Source organism: Roseobacter sp. HKCCA0882, assembly GCF_037805225.1.
In the GTDB taxonomy this organism is placed as follows: Bacteria; Pseudomonadota; Alphaproteobacteria; order Rhodobacterales; family Rhodobacteraceae; genus M30B80.
In genome coordinates this window covers 25,982-39,809 of record NZ_JBBLYI010000001.1, presented here as the reverse complement: position 1 = coordinate 39,809, position 13,828 = coordinate 25,982, and the positions used below count along the sequence as shown (strand labels likewise).

Genomic DNA, 13,828 nt, shown 5'->3' with positions numbered 1-13,828 from the left:
CTTAATTCCCCAATCTTTGCAGCAAGGCCGGCACATGGACTTGGTCGGATTTGTAATTTCCAGACAAGACATGCATCACAAGATTGACCCCAAACCGGAGCGCAATTTCACGCTGACGCTCACCCGCATATCCACGCCCAATGGGCAAGAGTGGGCGACCTGCCCCATCAACCGCCCATGCCGCAGCCCAGTCATTGTCACCAATAATCACGGGGCTGACCCCATCATTGAGCGCGCGAAAGGGCATGCCCTCGGCAGGATCAGGTTCGGGTGGGGCCGCCTCAACCCAAATATCGCGCGAAGTATAGCGCCCTGGGAAATCGGCCAATAAATAGAAGGCGCGGGTCAAAACATGATCCTCAGGGATTGGCGCGAGGGGCGGAATGTCCAAGCCCTGCGCCAAATCCTGCAAACGACGTGCAGCGGGCGTTGCGCCACCAATGCCGCCAAGATCTCCATCTCGGGTATCGAAAACAATCATGCCCCCGCCGCGCAAATAGGCGTTGAGGCGCTGATAGACATCATCAGAAGGGCGGTTTTGACTTTCTGTCACGGGCCAATACAGGAGCGGGAAAAACGCCAACTCATCGCGCGTCAACTCCACGCCTACGGGTGGGCTCGGCTCAATCGTGGTGCGCGCCCAAAGCGTATCGGACAAACCCTGCAGCCCTGCGCGCGAAATCTCGTCCACCGCATCATCGCCCGTAACGACATATGCCAAGCGCAAATCTTCGGTAGCGATCAGGCCAAACATGTCTTCGGGCGTTAGGGTTTGCGCGTCACTGGGTGCAAAGGGCGCCACCAAGACCACCACAAAAAGCGCGGCTTTGGCCCGCACAGGCAGCCGCCCCGTAACAGCCAAGCTGCCAATCATATCTGCGGCAAGCGCAATCAGCGCCAACAGGAACAACCAAGGCGCAAGGGGCGTTGGTGGGGCGCTCAGTCCCCGTATGACCGACACGTTTGCAGGCCAATCTGCCACAGTCAGATCCTGCGCAGATTTGATCACATTTAGAGCCACGTGACCCGTAGTGGTCTGATACAGGCCTGGCGGCATATCGGCCGATAGTGCCCCGCTTTGCAAATCTTCACCCGCAACTGTGATTTCGCCCTGCGCATCATAAAGCGCACCAAACCCGTCCAACACTTGCGCGGAAACAAAGCTAAGCCCTGTGTAATCTTTGCCCTCCGCGCTGATCGGGCGGGTAGAGACAGAGAGCCGCTCTAACATCTGCACAAACAGACCCGACAGCGGCAGGTTTGACCATTCTGCATTGGCGGTCACATGGAATAACACAGCACGCCCTGCCCCCCGTGTCATTTGCGTGACCAATGGCGTGCCATCTTCCAAGGCGGCCAAACTGCGCGCCGCCAAATCTGGGCCTGGCTGCGCCAAAACCTGTTGGCTGATCGTAACCTCATCAGGGATGGCAAGGCCAAAAAACGGGGATGTCTCTGGGAAAGGGTTTAGCTTGCGCGGATCGGCCCATGACATCGCCCCGCCCAAAGCACGCCCGCCTTGGCGCAGTTGCACGGGCATCAGTGCATCGGCTTGCATCTCGGCGGGTGACAATGCGGCCATTCGTGGCCCAGCAAAGCGCAGTAACAGGCCACCTTGCTCCACCCATGCCATCAAATCGGATTGGTCTGTTTCCGGCAAACGGGTCACATCAACCAAAATGATCACATCGGGATTTGCGGGCAAAATCTCGGCCAAACCGCTCTCGATAAGATCGACATTCGGGGACAGCGCCTCGCGCAGATAATGGAAGGGGGAAAGCAAGGCCTGCCCCTCTTGAGGGGCATTTGACGCAACCAACCCAATCTCGCGCCGTGCGAGACTGTCATCAATCAATAAACGAGCAGCCGCCTGCGGTTGTCCCGCCACCTCAAAGCGGGTAAGGCGATTGCGCAATTCGGGCGGCAGGGTAAGGGCAAGGTTGGCCTCTACAGCCCCCTCTTCAAAGACCGCTTCAGCCTCAACCAACACGCGCGGCACGCCTGATGGATCAGGCCCAAAGCCTTGCACGAGATAACGCGCCGATGGCAACGCGGGCCATTCCGCGCGCAAGAGCCTGAGCGTGACACCATCCCCGCCTTGCTCAAGCGGGGCAAGGGCGACCATCCGCGAAAGGTTGTCGCCCGTTTCGATCACACGCAGCCGCGCCGCCCGCGCGGCCAAAAGCTCAGCCAAGCCCGCGCGTTCACTGCCATGCGCGAATCCGTCTGAAAACCAAAGCCCGTCAAAGGGAATGGATTGCTCTGCGAACCAATCTGACCAAGCGGCATAATCGGGCGCGAAGGGTGCGGGGCGCATCGCAGAGAGCCGCGTGATTTGCTCATCCCCAGAGGTCAGCAGCGCCTCAAGCGAAGCCAGAGGCTGCTCGGTCAGGCTAATGACGACAGCAGCACGCCCATCGCGGATGGCGGCGCGCAAATTGGCCTCTATGGCCTGTTGTTCTGCAGACCAATCAAGCGCGCTTGCCCAACCTCCATCGCGCAAAATCACCAAAGGGGCTTGTTGCGTTTCATCTCCCTCAGACGGAGGCGGGTTCACCACGGGGCCAGACAAGGCCAAGATTAAAAACCCTGCCGCCATAAGGCGTAGCATCAACAGCCACCACGGGGTTTTGGCACTGTCATTTTCTTTATCGGTCAATCCCAGCAAAAAGATCAGCGCGGGGAAGTAAACGCGCGTTGGCTGCGGCGGCACAACGCGCAACAGCCACCAAAGGGCGGGCAACACCGCCAAAGCCGCCAAGACCCACGCCGCCGAAAATCCAAGCGCCCCAATCATTGCCGCGCCTCTGACAAAGCCTGATAGAGGGACATCAACGCCACACTGGCAGGGTGGTCGGTTACATGAGTGAAAAAGGGCCATCCATGGCGCTGTGCCTCGATCATCAGATTGGCACGATGGGCGTCTAACCGCGCTTGATACTCATCACGCAATGCATCTGCCGCTTGCGTCTCGAACTCGGGCCCTGCGGGATGATCTTGGAACAAAACACGCCCCGCAAAAGGGAAGGCCATTTCAGCGGGATCCATAAGATGAAGAATGACACCGCGCGCGCGCGCCTCGGTCGCCTTGCGCAGAACCATGACCAATTCATCCGTTCCCCGCAGAAAATCGGACAGGATCACAATCTTTGCGCCGTTGGGTATAGTCTGCGCAATGACCTCGCCTGATTTTGGGGCAAGTAAATCGCGCGCTAAACCTTCGCGCTGTGTAACCCCTGCACGCGGCGGGGTCTGGCTATTTAACCACCCGACCCGTTCACCTGCGCGCAAAACCAATTCGGCCAAGGCCAACGCAATCACATTAGCGCGCATCCGTTTTTGCGCCATTGGATCCGAGAGAGAGCTATACCGCATAGACTCCGCAGGGTCAGACCATATCAGCAGGCTTTGCGCAGCCTGCCATTCGGTTTGGCGGGCGTAATATCCATCCCCTCGCCCCGACCTGCGCCAATCAATCGCTGTGGCGCTGTCCCCTGCTTGGACATGTCGATATTGCCAAAACTCATCCCCCCCGCCTGCGCGGCGGCGGCCATGATCCCCCAAATGCACGCTGGACGCCAAATGCTCTGCAGCAACCAACAACGCGGGCAAACCTGCCGCATGGGCAGCCGCATCAGCGCAGAGGCGCATGAGATCGGTTGGATCACTATGCGAGGCGCGCGGGGGCATTTAGGCTGCGTGATCCAAAACAAGATCAATTTCGCGGGCCAAGAGAACGGCCAGATCATGGCCTTCGGCCCGCGCGGCAAAACCAAGCGCCATTCGGTGGATCAAAACCGCAGGGGCCATAGCGCGAATATCCTCGACAGAAGGCGCATATCGCCCCTCCATCAACGCCCGTGCGCGCACTGAAACCATTAAGGCCTGCGCGGCACGCGGCCCCGCACCCCAAGCCAAATGCGCCGCGATCCGCGCGGGATCAGCCGTAGGGTCAGGGCGACATCCGCGCACCAAATCAAGGATCATGTCACAAATCCGATCCCCTACGGGCATGTGGCGCACCAAATTTTGTGCCGCAATCAAATCGGCTTCGGTAAAAACTTGGGCTGTTGCCGCCTCACTTGGGCCCGTTGTCGCAATCAATATGTCCCGCTCCGCCGCGCGATCAGGATAGGCCACATCAATGCGCAACAAAAAGCGATCAAGCTGCGCCTCAGGCAATGGATATGTGCCCTCTTGTTCAATCGGGTTCTGCGTGGCCAGAACCAAAAATGGGGCGTGCAATGGGCGTGCAGCACCCGCGATTGTGACCTCTCGCTCCTGCATCGCTTGCAGGAGGGCGCTTTGCGTGCGCGGGCTGGCGCGATTGATCTCATCGGCCATCAACAGCTGACAAAATACAGGCCCCTCCAAAAAGCGAAAGCTGCGCTGCCCATCGGGGCCTGTATCCAAAACTTCGGACCCCAGAATATCGGCGGGCATCAGGTCAGGGGTAAATTGCACCCGATTGGCACGCAGACCCATGACTTGGGCCATCGTGTCGATAAGCCGTGTTTTCCCCAAACCCGGCAACCCCATCAGCAGGGCATGGCCGTTTGACAACATCGCCGCCAAAGCCAGACTGACCACTTGATCTTGACCGATAATGCGTTTGGAAATTTCTGCCCGCGCCTGACCAAGCTGCGCACCAAGCCGATCAATCTCGGATGTCAGGTTTTCAAGCTCAGCCATAGAAATGCTCCGCATAATGATTATGTTGGGGTCGTAACCTGTTCGCTAGTAAATCTAACTATGGCGCCGACCACAAATGGCAAAAGCCCATAGGAGACAAAACATCGTGACCATGACGCCTGAATCCCTGCTTGCCGCCGCGACCAATGCGCAAAAGCAAGGCAAACTGCCCCCTGTTGATCAATGGAACCCACCTTTTTGCGGCGATATCGACATGGAAATTCGGCGTGACGGGACATGGTTTTACAACGGCACCCCGATTGGGCGACCGCGCATGGTGCGCCTGTTTTCAACGATTCTGAAACGGGAGGGGGATAAATATTTCCTCGTGACCCCCGTAGAAAAGGTGGGGATCCGGGTCGAAGATGCCCCGTTCGTAGCGCAGGATTTTATTGTGAGAGGCGAGGGCGCGGCGCAAGAGGTGCAATTTACAACCAATGTGGGCGACACCATCAGCGCCAGCGCCCAAAGCCCCATTCGCCTCACCCGCAGCGCGGATGGGGAACCTTCGCCTTACGTTTTAGTGCGGCGCGGTCTTGAGGCGCTTATCGATCGCAAGAGCTTTTATCGGCTTGTCGATCTTGGTGTGGCGCATAACACGGGCGGCGCAGATTGGTTCGGCGTTTGGTCTTGCGGGACATTCTTTCCCTTTATTCCTGTCTCAGAACTCACAACCTAAGCCAAAGCTCTACTCGCGTCATGCCGCTGGAACTCAAGCGCAGAGGCGAGACACTGCGGACAAACAAACCAAAACTGTAAGGGAAATGGCGCGCTGGGGAGGATTCGAACCCCCGACCCCTTGATTCGTAGTCAAGTACTCTATCCAACTGAGCTACCAGCGCGTGGAGGTGGCTCTTAACGCCCATGTCACCGCAGCGCAAGGGCGAATTCACCCCAAAGGTTGTGAGGGCAGCCAAATTCTAAATTCAGTTCCCTTAGAGGTGCTGCATTCTAAAGTCAGCGCGCCACCATGCCCGCGCACCAATTCCGCCGCTATGGCAAGGCCAAGACCCGAGCCACCTTTGCGCGCGCCGCCTTGGAAAGGTTTGAACAAATGTTCTAGCGCCTTTTCTGGCAGTCCCGGCCCCGTGTCGCGAATACGAATTTCCCACCCGTCTTCATTTGGGGCAGCTTGGGCCGAGATACGGATCACGCCTACCCCCCCTTGTGCTGCAATGGCCTGCCTTGCGTTGCGGATGAGGTTGCTCAACACGCGGAAAATCTGTTCAGCATCGCAGCGCAGGGTCAAACCTGTTTCAACACAGACATCGAATTCAATCGCCTCCGCATCTGGCCCAAGCGATTCACTTTCGACCACATCGCGCAGCAGCCCCGCTGCATCTACCCGCGCCAAGGCAGGTGGTGGCTCTTGCGCACGACCAAAGGCCAAGGTGCCTTCGCAAAGATTGACCGCCCGTGACAAAGATTGCAGCAACTTTGGCGTGGTGCGCTGCACGGCAGGATCATCGCTGCCCTCCAAACGATCCGCCATCAGACTGGCTGTGGTTAGGATATTTCGCAAATCATGGCTGATTTTGGCCACAGCCGCGCCCATCTGCGCAAGATGATCCTTCTGCTTCAGGGCGGCGGTCAGTTGGGTCTGCATCTTGTTCAAAGCGACCTCAGCATCCCGCAACTCATGCAAGCCCGCGCTTGGCGTTATGATGCGGCGGGCATCTTCGGGTGCATCCGCATAGGCGCGCACCTGCCCGACCACGCGGTTCATCGGTGTCACAAGGAAATACCGCACAGAGAAAAATAAAAGCGCCGCCGTGAAGGCAGAAATCACCGCCGACAGGGCAAGGATCCGCAGACCAAACTCGACCATAGCGGCGCGTAAGGGGGCGCTGTGCATGGTCACCTCGATCTCAAGGCCCGCATCGCGCACAGGCGCGCCAATCACGCGGATTGTGCGATCTCTTTGATCCCAAAGCTGCATCATGGCATCGCGGATCAAACCCAAGGATGGAGGATTGCGCAGATCATAGGTGGTGGCCACAGGCGGGATTTGCGGCGCAGCTAGCACCAGTTCCCGCACCGCGTCCCGCCGCAACACAACGTTTAATACATCTGCATTGCGCAGCAATTCATCCTCAAGCGCAGGATCAACCATCCCATCATTCGCCAAAAGGGCCAGTGACGCAATTTGCGCCCTCTCAAGGCGCGACAAAAGATAATCCTCACGGAATCGGGCCACCGATGGCACGAAGATCAAAACCTCTGCCAACATTACGAAGCACAGGGTCAAAATCAAAAATCGTCCCGAGAGTGTGTTAAACACGAAACCTTCCCCGCATACCCTCAGCCACATAGATAGTTGTTTTATTGTGGAATTGTAACGCCCCGCGCATATGTTGCGCGATTCTATGCCCATCACAATAAACTTGAGTTAGGTTGCATTTTACCGCGCGCATTTATTGACACGCCGCTTTGCTTTGCGTATGCCGCAGGCCTTATACGGATTCTTTTGGTCGTGTGACTTGCGCGCGTAGGCGCGCGCCGACCAGCAAACTGGAGCAAGCCGATGTCAAAACGGACTTTTCAGCCTTCAAACCTCGTGCGCAAGCGCCGTCATGGCTTCCGCGCACGCATGGCGACCAAAGCAGGCCGCAAGGTTTTGAACGCGCGCCGCGCGCGTGGCCGCAAATCTCTGAGCGCATAAGCGTTTCTCAGGCTTTGAGGGGCAACCCTCAACGCGCCCCTGCCGAGATTTCGTCAGGGGCTTTTTGCATTTGAACGCCAAATCGGGCTTGGATCATGGAAACCTTGTGCAAACGTGCCGATTTCTTACGGGCTGCCAAAGCGGCCCGTGCGCCTGCGCCTGCCTTCTTGCTTCAGGCGCGCAAGCGTGACGCGGATGAGGGCGTGGATCCAAAGGTGATCCGCGTTGGCTATACCTGCTCTAAAAAGATCGGCAATGCGGTGGCGCGTAACCGCGCAAAGCGCCGCTTGCGTGAAATTGCGCGCGACACATTAGCCCTGCATGGGCAAGCGGGGTGGGACTATGTGTTGGTGGGCCGTCCCGAAGTCACCTTGTTGCATCCTTTTGCGCAAATGCAGGTAGAGTTGGTCGCAGCCTTATCCCGCATCCACGCGCCGCGAAAGCGGGGGGCGTAGATGCACATATTGGCATGGATCCTATCTTTGCCTATTCGGGCTTATCGGGTGATTTTCAGCCCATGGGTAGGGTTTAACTGCCGCTATCAGCCGACCTGCAGCGCCTATGCGCTTGAGGCGCTTGAGCGACATGGACCGATCAAAGGCAGCTATCTTTTGCTGCGCCGCATTGGACGCTGCCACCCTCTTGGCGGATCAGGTTACGACCCAGTGCCACCAAAGGGCGGAGATCAACCCCGTTCGAAATAAATGATGACCTCGCCGATGGTCACGCCAAAGCGCTTCATATAGGCACGGTTGAGCAATCGGTCATCACTCAAGAGCCACATCCAGTCATCAAAGCTGACCCGCAGGGTTTCACCCTGCGCCACTGGCAGGTCAATCGTATAGGCCCAATTAAAGACATCTCCACGCTCCTCGCCCGTTGCGATGCCGATCACCCCGTCAGCCGTTCCTTGCCATCGTTGTTCGTCCAGCTTTTCCAAGAGCCAAATACGCTGTTCGGTGCTGCCATCTTCATAAACGAAATCTTCGACCAAACGCAGGGTTTCCCCATCCCATGTCCCGTTGATCTTCACCTCAAAGCGGCGGCGCACCTCGCCCAAGACATCCTGAAACTGACCATAGGCCACAAGATCACCTTGAAAAAATTCTTCTAGGTTCAAGGCGCGGCTGCTGAGATTTGGAGCATCAAGCGCAGGTTTACCCGTGCAGGCCGTAAACATCAAAAGCGCCGCCAATGCCAATTTTTTCATGATGCCCCGTCCTTATCTGCCTATTTGCTAAGCTAGCGCAAACGAGCAGAATGCAAGTTTACTTGACGTTTCTGCCTTGCCTCGCCTATGGCAGGCACATCAAAACCGCGTGAAGATGAAGGCCGCACCATGTTGGACGATGCAGAGGATATCCACCCGCTCTTTCACGGCGCGCCCTCAAGCACCGAATTTAAAAAACTGCGCAAGCGGATCATCCGTGAAACCCGCGAGGCGATTGACCGCTACGGCATGATTGAGCGCGGCGCGAAATGGTTGGTCTGCCTGTCGGGCGGCAAAGACAGTTACACGCTTTTGGCAGCCTTGACCGAATTGCAGTGGCGCGGCGTGCTGCCCGTAGAGATTTTGGCCTGCAACTTAGATCAGGGCCAACCTGGATTTCCTGCAACGGTATTGCCAGAGTTTCTCACAAAGATGGGCGTGCCGCATCGGATTGAATATCAAGACACCTATTCAATTGTGATGGATAAAGTGCCGCAAGGCCGCACCTATTGCGCGCTGTGTTCACGATTGCGCCGTGGCAACTTATATCGCATTGCCCGCGAAGAAGGGTGTTCAGCCGTTGTTTTGGGCCACCACCGCGATGACATTCTAGAAACATTTTTCCTCAATCTGTTTCACGGCGGCAAACTGGCCTCGATGCCACCCAAGCTTTTGAATGATGAAGGGGATCTTTTTGTCTATCGTCCGCTGGCCCATGTCAGCGAAGCGGATTGTGAAACCTTCGCCCGCGCGATGAACTATCCCATCATTCCCTGTGATCTGTGCGGATCGCAAGACGGGCTACAACGCCAAGCCATCAAACGCCTCTTGGATGAGTGGGAAGCCCGCGCACCTGGGCGGCGGCAAAAGATTTTCTCGGCCGTAATGAATGTGCGCCCATCGCATCTGCTTGACCCTGAATTATTTGATTTCATCGGCCTGACGCGGCGTGCCGAAAATACGGGACAAGACTAGGCCAGATTGGCGCAGTTCTCGCGATATTCGGCGCAAACCCCTTGACCTTTGCGCCGCTAGCCTATTGAACCCGACTGTCAATAAATCATAGGGCATAGCGCGATCATGGAAGATCAGAACAAGAACCTGATCCTGGCCACGGCCTTGAGCTTTCTCGTCATTTTGGTGTGGTTTCTTCTGTTTCCCCCTGAAGACCCACAGGTAACGCAAACGGACGCGGCAGCCGCATCCGATACGACCGCGCCCGCAGATGCCATTCTGCCGCCAAGCGCAGGATCAGGCGACCCTGTTCTGATCGGTGCGGAAGAAACACGCGCCGTGGCTTTATCCTCCTCGGCACGCGTGGCGATTGAAACCGATGAATTGCTCGGCTCAATCTCACTCTTGGGCGGGCGAATTGATGACCTGTCCCTAAAAAACTACCGTGAAACGATTGATGAAGACGCAAATATCGTGCGCCTTCTATCGCCAGTTGGCGGCCCAAATGCCTATTACGCCCTTTATGGATGGGCGCCCGGCGGCGCGCTTGATTTTGACCAAGTGCCTGGCCCCAACAGCGAATGGCGTTTGGTCGAGGGCGAAACCCTAACGACCACGACCCCCGTTACCCTTGGATGGGATAATGGCAACGGCCTGATTTTCAATCGCGTGATCTCGGTCGATGCGAATTTCATTTTCTCTGTAACGCAATCTGTGCGCAACACCTCGGGCGCGCCTGTGCGCTTGGCCCCTTACGGTATCGTGGCCCGCCACGGCCTACCCGCAGATTTGCAGAATTTCTTCATCCTTCACGAAGGTGTTGTTCGTAAAGCAGACGGCACTTTGGACGAGATCGGTTATGAAAACGTCACCGAATTCGATGTCATGCCCAGCGAAGGCGCGGCGGCAGAATTGGTGGATGTTGCCGAAAACGGCTGGATCGGCTTTACCGATAAATATTGGATGACCACCTTGATCCCTGGTGCGGGTCAGCCCTTTGTGGCCGCAACGCGCCACGTGGCGGGGGCGGATATCTATCAAACCGAAGCGCGGATGCCCGCAGTTGATGTTGCTGCTGGGGCAACGGCCGAAGTCACCACCATGCTCTTTGCAGGAGCGAAGGAATGGCAAACCATCCGCAACTATCAGGACGCAGGCGGGATTGATCGCTTTCTCGACTCGATTGACTGGGGTTGGTTCTATTTCATCACCAAGCCGATGTTCTGGCTGCTGCACAATCTGAATGTGATGATTGGCAATATGGGTCTTGCGATTATTGCGCTGACTTTCATCGTCAAGGCTGTCTTATTCCCGCTTGCCTATAAATCCTATGCCTCCATGGCGCGGATGAAAGAGCTTCAACCAGAGATGGAGAAGCTGAAAGAGCGCGCAGGTGATGACCGCGAAGCCATGCAAAAAGGCATGATGGAGCTGTATAAGAAGAACAAGGTGAACCCCGCTTCGGGCTGCTTGCCGATTTTGCTGCAAATCCCGATTTTCTTCTCGCTCTATAAGGTGATTTTCGTGACGCTAGAATTGCGCCACGCACCGTTCTTTGGCTGGATTCGGGATCTGTCAGCACCTGATACCACCTCGATCTTCAACCTGTTCGGCCTGTTCCCATGGCCAGCGCCAGAGCCAGGCAGTATCCTTGCGCTGATCTTTATCGGGGTTCTGCCCATCCTTTTGGGCATCTCGATGTGGTTGCAGCAAAAGCTGAATCCAGCGCCCACTGACCCAACACAGGCCGCGATTTTCGCGTGGCTGCCCTTTATCTTTATGTTCATGTTGGGCCATTTCGCGACAGGCTTGTTGATTTACTGGATCGTGAACAACACCCTGACCTTTGCGCAGCAATACACGATCATGCGCCACCAAGGGTATAAGCCCGATCTGTTTGGCAATATCCGCGCAAGTTTCAAACGCAGCGCCGCAAAGAACGCTAAGTGAGCGTCACACTCGACCAAATATGGCGACACCCGATTAAGGGTATTGGCGCAGAACGTATTTCGGGGGCCTTTATGGCCCCCGATTGCGCTTTGCCGCTTGATCGTGCCTATGCGGTTATTGAAGCGGGGGCTGACCCCGTGCAGGGGCAATGGCAGCCCTGCCGAAATTTCCTGCGCGGCGCAAAGGCCCCTCAGCTTATGGCCATCACGGCCTGTTGTTTGGACAATGGCACAATCCGCCTGTCGCACCCTGATTTGCCAGATCACATATTCGACCCAAAATGCGACCACAGCGATTTGATTGCATGGCTAGGGGCAATTTATCCGACCGAGCGACCCGCCCCGATGGCGGTGGTCACAGCGCCTAAATCAGGCATGACCGATGCAAATTTTGCCTCGATTTCAATTCTAAATCTTGCCTCGCTGCGCGCCTTAGAGGCGCGGGCCGATACGCCACTGGATCCGCGCCGCTTTCGTGGGAATCTTTGGCTTGAGGGTCTAGCCCCTTGGGAAGAGCTTGACCTGATTGGGGCGACCCTCGCGATTGGCGAGGCCCGCCTAAAAATCGTAGAACCAATAACCCGTTGTCGTGCAACTGAAGCAAATCCTGACACAGGGGTAAGGGATGTGCCAACTCTGCAAATATTGCAAAGCGGTTGGGATCACAGCGAATTTGGCGTATACGCAGAAACCACCCAAGCAGGGCATATCGCCCAAGGGGATAAAGTGGAGATTATCTGGTGAGTGCAGCCCTGCCTTTCCCGCTGGCCGAAGATGCCGATGAGATCAGCCTTGAGAAGGGGCGGCTGCTGTTTGCGCGCGGTGCAGATTTTGTCAAAGGCGTTGTTGCCATGGATGGCCTGCCCCCTGCAGATCGGCTTGAAATATGCTTTGCTGGGCGCTCAAATGTTGGGAAATCTTCGCTGATCAATGCGCTGACCGGGCGCAAAAACTTGGCGCGGGCCTCAAACACACCCGGACGGACGCAAGAAATCAACTTCTTCACACTTGGCGAGAGCCATTATGTGGTCGACTTGCCAGGCTATGGCTATGCAGAAGCGCCTGTTGCGGTGGTCGAGAAATGGCAGAAATTGCTCAAGGCCTATCTATCAGGCCGCGTCTCATTGCGCCGCGCTTTCGTGCTTATCGACACTCGGCATGGGATCAAGGCGGTTGATGACGAGATCATGACCCTGCTTGATCAATCAGCTGTGACCTTTCAGGTCGTGATGACCAAAGCCGACAAGGTAAAAGAAGCTGAACGCGATAAAATTTTGGCCCAAGTGCGCAAGGCGCTGTCAAAACACCCCGCCGCCTATCCCGAGCTCTTGATGACCTCTTCAGAAAAAGGTTGGGGTATTGAAAACCTTCGGGCCTTGATCGCAGGGCTTGCTTGAGAACAGCCACCTTCACAGCCAAGCCTTCCTGCCTTATGGAAGTAATCGAGCGCGCCCAATATGGCGCGGGATCAGTTTGGAACGCCAAAGATGAAGAAGCAGACAGCCAAAATGCGTGATTTTCTCTCGACCGCCCGCACCTTGAACGAAGCCCTGCCTTACTTGCAGCGCTATCACGGGGCGATTGTGGTGATCAAATTGGGCGGTCATGCGATGGGATCGGATGAGGGGATGGCCTCATTCGCGCGCGATGTGATGCTGATGCGCACGGTTGGGGTGAACCCTGTGGTGGTGCATGGCGGCGGGCCAATGATCAATGAGATGCTTGAAAAGCTTGGCGTGACCTCCACCTTCACGCGCGGCAAGCGGGTCACGGATGCCGCCACCATGGCTGTTGTGGAAATGGTTCTGTCGGGTCAAGTCAATAAGCGCATCGTGCAGGCGATCAACGCCGAAGGCGGGCGCGCAGTTGGTCTGTCGGGCAAAGATGCCTCGATGATCACCTGCACAATGGCCGACCCCGAACTTGGCTTTGTCGGCGAACCCAGTGAGGTAGAAACGACCCTTCTGCGGCAACTCTTTGAGGCCGAGATGATCCCTGTGATTGCCCCCATTGGTGCAGATCGTGATGGTCACAGCTATAATATCAATGGCGACACGGCAGCGGGGGCTATTGCCGCCGCCCTGAAGGCAGATCGCCTGCTGCTTTTGACTGATGTGTCGGGCGTCAAAAATGCCGATGGCGAAGTGGTAACCGAATTGAGCGCCGCCGATGTTGAGGCCATGACCGAAAGCGGGGTCATCGCAGGCGGCATGATCCCCAAAACCGAAACGGCCCTGTCAGCCGTACGCGCAGGCGTGCGCGCTGCCGTTATTTTGGACGGGCGCGCGCCCAATGCCTGCCTTTTGGAATTGTTCACGGATCACGGGGCAGGATCAATCATCCGCGCCTAGTTTCGCTTGC

14 protein-coding genes and 1 tRNA gene are annotated in these 13,828 nt (G+C 56.7%); 9 read left to right on the top strand and 6 right to left on the bottom strand.

Annotated elements, in window-relative coordinates; translation table 11 throughout:
- Position 1 precedes the first annotated feature (1 nt).
- The 3 genes from AAC622_RS00275 to AAC622_RS00265 are packed head-to-tail and all read right to left on the bottom strand — an operon-like array spanning position 2 to position 4,692.
- The gene (locus AAC622_RS00275) at positions 2 to 2,797 is read right to left on the bottom strand and encodes a DUF4159 domain-containing protein (RefSeq protein WP_340259791.1); all 2,796 of its coding nucleotides are present in this window, start codon (positions 2,795 to 2,797) and stop codon (positions 2 to 4) included.
- Positions 2,794 to 3,690 (bottom strand): DUF58 domain-containing protein, encoded by an 897-nt coding sequence (locus AAC622_RS00270; protein ID WP_340259790.1) that lies wholly within the window; start codon positions 3,688 to 3,690, stop codon positions 2,794 to 2,796. Before AAC622_RS00270 ends, AAC622_RS00275 begins: the two co-directional genes overlap by 4 nt.
- Entirely contained in the window at positions 3,691 to 4,692 is a 1,002-nt protein-coding gene (locus tag AAC622_RS00265; protein ID WP_340259789.1) for an AAA family ATPase, read from the bottom strand.
- Between the two features lie 76 nt (positions 4,693 to 4,768).
- Here AAC622_RS00265 and AAC622_RS00260 point away from each other — a divergent pair, with 76 nt between their 5' ends.
- On the top strand, positions 4,769 to 5,371 hold the full coding sequence (locus tag AAC622_RS00260) for a DUF1285 domain-containing protein (RefSeq protein ID WP_340259788.1): 603 nt from the start codon (positions 4,769 to 4,771) through the stop codon (positions 5,369 to 5,371).
- 86 nt (positions 5,372 to 5,457) lie between these two features.
- Here AAC622_RS00260 and AAC622_RS00255 read toward each other — a convergent pair.
- Positions 5,458 to 5,534 (bottom strand) — tRNA-Arg (locus AAC622_RS00255).
- Positions 5,535 to 5,581: 47 nt separating this feature from the next.
- Entirely contained in the window at positions 5,582 to 6,973 is a 1,392-nt protein-coding gene (locus tag AAC622_RS00250) for a sensor histidine kinase (RefSeq protein WP_340259787.1), read from the bottom strand.
- Between the two features lie 243 nt (positions 6,974 to 7,216).
- Here AAC622_RS00250 and rpmH point away from each other — a divergent pair, with 243 nt between their 5' ends.
- The 3 genes from rpmH to yidD all read left to right on the top strand — a co-directional run bounded on the left by rpmH (position 7,217) and on the right by yidD (position 8,058).
- The gene (gene rpmH, locus AAC622_RS00245; RefSeq protein ID WP_317657449.1) at positions 7,217 to 7,354 is read left to right on the top strand and encodes a 50S ribosomal protein L34; all 138 of its coding nucleotides are present in this window, start codon (positions 7,217 to 7,219) and stop codon (positions 7,352 to 7,354) included.
- Between the two features lie 95 nt (positions 7,355 to 7,449).
- Positions 7,450 to 7,809, top strand: a complete 360-nt coding sequence (gene rnpA / locus AAC622_RS00240; RefSeq protein WP_340259786.1) for a ribonuclease P protein component — start codon at positions 7,450 to 7,452, stop codon at positions 7,807 to 7,809.
- A complete protein-coding gene (gene yidD, locus AAC622_RS00235; protein WP_340259785.1) occupies positions 7,810 to 8,058 on the top strand; it encodes a membrane protein insertion efficiency factor YidD in 249 nt (82 codons plus the stop codon).
- Here yidD and AAC622_RS00230 read toward each other — a convergent pair.
- Positions 8,040 to 8,564 (bottom strand): DUF3833 domain-containing protein, encoded by a 525-nt coding sequence (locus AAC622_RS00230; RefSeq protein WP_340259784.1) that lies wholly within the window; start codon positions 8,562 to 8,564, stop codon positions 8,040 to 8,042. The two genes, yidD and AAC622_RS00230, sit on opposite strands and share 19 nt — an antisense overlap.
- 129 nt (positions 8,565 to 8,693) lie before the next feature.
- On the opposite strand from AAC622_RS00230, the gene ttcA reads away from it, so the two are divergent.
- From ttcA to argB, 5 genes are all read left to right on the top strand, one after another.
- A complete protein-coding gene (gene ttcA / locus AAC622_RS00225; protein ID WP_340261357.1) occupies positions 8,694 to 9,539 on the top strand; it encodes a tRNA 2-thiocytidine(32) synthetase TtcA in 846 nt (281 codons plus the stop codon).
- A 105-nt stretch (positions 9,540 to 9,644) separates the two neighbouring features.
- The gene (gene yidC, locus AAC622_RS00220) at positions 9,645 to 11,468 is read left to right on the top strand and encodes a membrane protein insertase YidC (protein ID WP_340259783.1); all 1,824 of its coding nucleotides are present in this window, start codon (positions 9,645 to 9,647) and stop codon (positions 11,466 to 11,468) included.
- Positions 11,465 to 12,211, top strand: a complete 747-nt coding sequence (locus tag AAC622_RS00215; protein WP_340259782.1) for an MOSC domain-containing protein — start codon at positions 11,465 to 11,467, stop codon at positions 12,209 to 12,211. The genes yidC and AAC622_RS00215 overlap by 4 nt, the downstream gene beginning before the upstream one ends.
- The gene (yihA, locus tag AAC622_RS00210) at positions 12,208 to 12,864 is read left to right on the top strand and encodes a ribosome biogenesis GTP-binding protein YihA/YsxC (RefSeq protein ID WP_317657443.1); all 657 of its coding nucleotides are present in this window, start codon (positions 12,208 to 12,210) and stop codon (positions 12,862 to 12,864) included. The genes AAC622_RS00215 and yihA overlap by 4 nt, the downstream gene beginning before the upstream one ends.
- A gap of 90 nt (positions 12,865 to 12,954) precedes the next feature.
- Complete coding sequence (argB, locus tag AAC622_RS00205) at positions 12,955 to 13,818, top strand: acetylglutamate kinase (protein ID WP_340259781.1); 864 nt, start codon at positions 12,955 to 12,957, stop codon at positions 13,816 to 13,818.
- Positions 13,819 to 13,828: the final 10 nt, after the last annotated feature.